Source organism: Rhodopirellula maiorica SM1 (assembly GCF_000346295.1).
Taxonomy (GTDB): domain Bacteria; phylum Planctomycetota; class Planctomycetia; order Pirellulales; family Pirellulaceae; genus Novipirellula; species Novipirellula maiorica.
Genome location: NZ_ANOG01000900.1, coordinates 1 through 6,057, shown reverse-complemented (window position 1 = coordinate 6,057; position 6,057 = coordinate 1). Strand labels below are relative to the sequence as shown.

The following is a 6,057-nucleotide window of genomic DNA, read 5'->3' as shown; positions in this document are numbered from 1 at the left end:
GAAGGCAACTGCCTGCTTGAAACCGAGTTTGATCTTTTCATCCCGCGACCGCCGTGGCTGCGGAACAGCTCACTAGTTGGTCGCAACCACGGCGATGGAAGACCAGAGCACATCGATCTCGACGACGATGATGCCATCGTTCACTGAGTCGGTGGATTGCCCCCCATCGACACCCCATGGATTCCGCAGCGTCACCGTGCCTTCCCAGGTGCGAGTCTTCGCATCGAACCAGAGGTCTTCGTCGATCACCGTGTACGCATGGTTATTGACCAATTGTTCCTTCACTTGGCCAGCGTTCTTTGTACCAACGAGGACCCGTTTCCCCTGTTGAACGGCATTGGCGATCGCACTGGGATTCACCCAGCGGTTGCCGGTATTGTACAGCGAGCTGGTACGGCCGGTCAGCATCGTTAGCGGCTGGCCAATCGTGGCTGTGTTCTCTCCGGCAGCACTTCCCGTGGCCTGAGCCTGGACGGTGTAATCGAGTCCCTTGGATTGCAGATAGGCACGCTGGAAAAGAACCACCCACGATTCGCCCTCGGCATCAATGCTCGGTTCCCAGCCGTAGAGCGTGCCGTCAAAATCAACCGTTTGCGGCGCTAGGTCGCCGTTGACGTCATACAGTCTTACTTCATATTGGTAATCACCGAGGTAGCTGATCTTGTCAAGCAAGAAATCACTCCCGTCGATTCGTGCAACCGCCGACAGCGACGAGAGAATCACGCACGTCGGCGTCGAGTTTTGGTCGATGTCATCAAAGGTAGCGCCGTTGACGTCAAAACGATGCGCGTTCCAATCTTGGCCTGACCCGCCCAGTGCCAATTCGGCCACCGTACCGGCTTCGAGCCAATCATTATCGGCTCCACCGAACAACTGGTCGACGCCGGCGCCACCTTTTAGCACGTCATCTCCATTGCCTCCAGAAATGACATCGTCGCCGCTGCCGCCGATGAGCGTGTCGTTGTCGTCGCCTCCTTCAATCGTGAAATCTTGACCGCCTGAGATTTCAATTTCATCGTCGCCCGCTAGGCCGTGGATATCCGCCGAGTACCCGACGCTCATGTTGTTCAATCTCAAAATATCGGCCTGCTGTGTTCCATCAACGCTCAAGTCGCCGCTGAAGTAGGAGTCGTACGCGTAGAGCTGATTGACAAAGCGAAAGTCACCCGAGCCGTAGGTGCTGAAATCATCAAGATACAAGTAATGGCTGTCGATACGGGTAGTTCCATTGGACGACAGACCATTGACCTGGACATCGCTGTACACCAGTGCCATGTCGTTCTCGGTATCGGTGTTCGACAAGTACAAAAACAGGTCATCGGCGACGGTTGTGTTTCGAACATACACGATTTCGTTGTCGCCACGTGCCTCGCTGTCGATAACGAGATCGGCGTTGGTGGTGGCCGTACCAACTTCGACATTGTAAATGTCCACCACGTCGGATCGGTCTGAGGGCGCTCCTCCTGTGAAAACACGCAAATCGTCTCCGACGGAAACGCTGTGAACGTCCAGGTCATCAGCACCGCTGCCGAGGTCGATCGTGAGGTCCCAAGAAATATCCATATCGATCAGTTTCAGACTGTCGTCATTTCCGTTCATTGAAATCGAAATCGAATTAAACTGGCCCGACAATGTATCGCTGTAACCGCCATTGATCCGCGTGTGGAAGTCGGATGGAAGTCTCGAGCTGTTGGGTTCTGTTTTCTCGATCGAAATTTCACCACTGCTCAGTTGTCGAACTTCAATGTGGTTCGCCTCGCCATCGCCCTCGATACGCAGCGTGTAACCGTCGAGGTATGCGGTGACATCCCCCGCCATCATCTCGCGGTTCTCAAGCGTTTGGAAGCGTTGAGCTCTCCGTCGACGAGCCGAGTGACGGTTTTTCCTTCGTACAGGTTTGGACAATAATTCAGTGGGCCAGAATTTCATAGCGATTCTCTTCGCGAGGGTGAGTGACAGGTGACATTACACCCAGACAAGCGAAGATAAGCGTGAACTGTTACAGGCCTGTCGTAGAGAAGAAGGGCCTATGCGAGTTACTATGGCAGTGCGTGATCATTCCATTGCGGAATGATCGCGATGGAAGCAGATAGGCAGGAGTCTTTCCGGAAATTAGCCGCTTTGACGCCAGCAGCTTGTTGATTTAGTCGAAATGCAAATGGCATTGGTGAGCCGAGGGCCGTAAGGCACCGGATCATGCGTGCAACCCGGCCGCTGACGCGCGAGCGGCTCATTAAATCAACCGCCCGCTAGCCACGGTTCCGACATTCAACCGAGGCTAGCGCGCAAACGAAACGCTGACAAGCATTTTTCCCTGTAGGAGAACGCGAATTAACCTTAGCGAACGTCGCAGAGACTTTCGACCACGCGAGTACAACCGAAACTCTCTGCGAGTTTCGCTACGAAAAAATGCTACACAGCGTTTGTCCAAACGACTCACGGCGTACACAAATTGGAAAACGTCGCGGTCAGCTTGCTGTCCGAATATGAATCGCGGGTACGGCAATTGTAGCGTCACTCACTTGTGCTCGGAGTCGGCGATATCATGATCGCACACCCGCTTCCGAAACTCATCTCCGCCGTCAATGAGCTGCTCGAAGTGACTTGACGTGATTCGATCGTGACGAGCTTTTTGTCCTCTGGATCCTCGCCATAGATCTTCGCGGTGAACTCTCCTGGGCCCAAGAAATCAAGTCGGATATCAAGGCTTCTCGGTTCGTTGACAATGGTTCCGACAAACCATCGCTCGCCTTTCCTTCGGGCCACGGTCATATAGCTTCCGATCGATCCGTGAACCACCTTCGAGTCATCCCAGGTCGTAGGCATCTCTTTCCAAAACTCAAGCTCGGGATAGGAGTGTCCTGCATATTGGTTGGCTTGGTCGTACCAGTGCAGGTATTGCAGCGGGCTGTAAAACACGACTCCCAAAGCGAGCTGAAACGAGCGGCTGACGACTCGACCATTCAGATAGCAAGGAGTGTAGTCACTGGCTCCGGCGATCATTCGGGCAAAGGAAGTGGTCAGCACATTCTTCGCGGGGTTACCTCGGTCCGCTCGTTCTTCGTTGCCCAAAATTCCTTCGACCGTCAACACGTGGGGGTAGGTTCGTTCGATCCCGGTCAGCCGGAAATTGTCGTGGATGTCAACGACCAATTTGTATTTTGCCGCCGTCTTGATGGCGTTAAACAAGAACTCCATGTCGGATTGGCTTTGCCAGTCGACGAAGCCGAACTTCACGCCACGAATTCCCCATTGATGATAAGTGCGAAACGTCTTGTCCAGATCGTAACGCGACATCGCGATTTTGTTGATGTAACAGATCAAACCAATTCCGTGTTCGTCCGCGTAACGAATCGTTTCCTGCATGTCGATCGGATCGATGACCGTCAGTGGATTTGAATCCGCGTCCCGTTCCGGTCCATACCAACCCGCATCATAGTGCACGTATTGGTAGTGGTTGGTGGCGGCGTAGTCGATGATCACCTTGGCTGCGGAAGTCATCAGATTGCTACGCCAAACCTTGCCAGGCTTGATCCAAAAGGGTTCGTTGAGCACGCAGGGTGGCGAAAGGTTTTGCAGCAGGTAATGATGTTCGACCAGTGTCCCCGGATGCTCGGCGACCATAACCACTCGCCATGGAGTCGTAAGAGAATCGGTGGCCGAAACGCTTCCGCTGCGGAACCGCGTGACCAGTTGATGTTTGCCGGATCGATTCAGCATCATCGGCGCGTAGTGCTCGAGGGTGCCCGCTTCGGCGATGGCCACGAAATGGGTTCCGGTTTCCAGCAGCAGTGGCCGGATCGCGCGGTCCGGCATCTCGGAGAGCCGCACCTTGGAATACTTTGCTTGCGGATAGTCATCCCAGTAGACGAAGTGATCGTCGGTAAATTGGAACTGGCTGTCTTCGGAAAGCAGCTTGATTTCCGAGACGCCCTGCTGCTCAGGAATCGTGTAGCGAAAAGCAACCCCTTCGTCGTAGGCTCGGAAGACCAGGTCGAGTCGTCGTTTCTTGTCGGATGCTTCTCGAAGTTGAACGACGCACTCGTGGTAGGCATCAGGGTAGGAATTTTTGGATCCGACTACGGGAAGCCAGCTACCGTCTTGCGAGTTGGTCCGTGTACTTTCGACCACGAACGTGTCACTCAACCCGTCGCCCTCGAGATTCAACGACAGTGCCGAATCCGAAAGGATCGTAGTTCCCAGGTAGGAAACGTTGTAGTGCGGAACGCCTTCGGCAAGTGAAAACCGAATCGCGTGGTTTCCCGATGGAGAAGAAACGGTCACCTCCGAAGCCCCCACACCGCGGTCAGACGACGCAAGCATCAACAAGCAAAGAGTCAAGAAGGAGGGCAGCTTTAGCATCAAGGTCATGGTTGTTGAGTCCCGTGGTTAGATTCTGAATGCGAAGTACTGTTGGACGGGTTATTGCGTACATCGATTATGCGGCAAAACCGCCATGGCGGTCGCGTCATCGGTCGTCACGCCTCACTCGCAATGGAAGGCTTTGGGGGCAGTATACAACGCATTCTACGGTGACGCCTTGGTCGTTGCGTTAGAGCTCTTTCGACATAGCGTAGGTCGACCGCCAGCTTTGCAGGTAAGCAGCTAGGCAGGAGTCTTTCCGAAAATTAGCCGCTTTGGCGCTGGCGGCCTTCTGATTTAGTCGAAATGCAAATCGCATCAGTGAGCCGAGGGCCGTAAGGCACCGGGTAATGCGTGGAACCCGGCGGCTGACGCGCGAGCGGCTCATTAAATCAAGCAGGCCGCTAGCCACGGTTCCGACATTCGACCGAGGCTAGCGCCCAAACGAAACGCTGTGAAGCATTTTTCCGATAATGAAAACGCGAATTCACTGCAGCGAAAGTCGCAGAGACATTCGGCCACGCGAGTAAAACCGAAACTCTCTGCGAGTTTCGCTACGAAAAAATGTTACGCAGCGGTGGCCCAAACTTATCGGCAACTGCATTGCGATTAGCGGGTTCAAGTTCACCGTGGGACTTCATTTCGGATTTCGTTTTAATCAGGTGAGTTTGACCACGATCGATCAGTGCTCAACAAATCCCTCTACATCATCCAATACGATCTGCTGACGTGCGTCGTCGCCACGGAATGTCAATTCAACGTTCTTGAATTCAACATTCTTGGCGTGACGGATGTAGGCACCCCAAGCCGGCAGCACACCAAAAAAGAACTGCTCGGGATAGCGATCAATGTCTTCCGCCACAACTCGCTTGGCATCTTCTTCCGTGCCGTGACCTGGGTACGAGATCTTGATGTTTTCTAGGACAACGTTTTCGATAGCGTGACCGGGGATACCCGTAATCATAATTGCCCCGGCTTTCGACTTCTCGCTATCCGTCACGCCCGGGTTCGTATCGACTTTCAGATTCTTATATACCGCTTCCGCTGCTTTCACTCGATCCTCTACGGTCACCTCGGCAACCAGATCGCTAACGCGTATGTTTTTCAGTGTGCCGACCGGGGATTTTCCTCGTACTTCGCCGTAGGTAGTGCCACGATTACCCAGACGCATGAAAAGAGGATTGCCAACATCCTTCATAACAATTCTAGAGATGTTGACATTTTCTAGGCGTCCGCCGTCGACCGACTGCAGCTTGATTGCGCCCATCGGGCAGTCATGAAAATAACAATTGGTAATGCTGATGTTGATAAATCCGCCGCGGGAAGACGTGCCAAATTTGACCGCAGCCGTATTGCTGTCCGCTCTACACGCACGCACCACGATGTTTCGGCACGGGTTCAATGAGCTTTTCAAACAGATTGCGTCGTCTCCGGTGCTGAGATTACAGTTCTCGATGAGCACATTCTCACAGCCGTCCAAATCCAGACCATCGTTGTTGTAGTTGTTGTTGCGGAATCGCACGGTAACTGCATTGAAGTGAATGTTCTTGCAGTCGATCAGATGCAATCCCCAGAACGCGGGACGTTTATAGGTGACGCCTGAAAAAGTGATGTCCTCACAGCTCTCCATACGCATTAACCGTGGGCGGATGCCATGGTTCCTGCCACCCCTTCGGTTGCGGGGGAAATGCTCGT

3 protein-coding genes are annotated in these 6,057 nt (G+C 53.6%); all 3 read right to left on the bottom strand.

Translation table 11 applies throughout. From position 1 onward, the window contains the following. Nucleotides 1–72 precede the first annotated feature (72 nt). Entirely contained in the window at nucleotides 73–1,929 is a 1,857-nt protein-coding gene (locus tag RMSM_RS37465; RefSeq protein ID WP_008705479.1) for a C2 family cysteine protease, read from the bottom strand. Between the two features lie 585 nt (nucleotides 1,930–2,514). Beyond that, nucleotides 2,515–4,371, bottom strand: coding sequence for a glycoside hydrolase family 97 protein (locus tag RMSM_RS28580; protein WP_008705477.1), 1,857 nt, complete (start codon nucleotides 4,369–4,371; stop codon nucleotides 2,515–2,517). Nucleotides 4,372–5,044: 673 nt separating this feature from the next. Continuing rightward, the coding region (locus RMSM_RS28575) for a glycoside hydrolase family 28 protein (protein ID WP_040769838.1) at nucleotides 5,045–6,057 on the bottom strand (1,013 nt) is incomplete at its 5' end.

What these genes read in the sequence shown, in the direction of transcription:
- RMSM_RS28580 (WP_008705477.1), bottom strand. Translation starts at nt 4,371, where the DNA reads ATGACCTTGATGCTAAAGCTGCCCTCCTTCTTGACTCTTTGCTTGTTG.
- RMSM_RS37465 (WP_008705479.1), bottom strand. Translation starts at nt 1,929, where the DNA reads ATGAAATTCTGGCCCACTGAATTATTGTCCAAACCTGTACGAAGGAAA.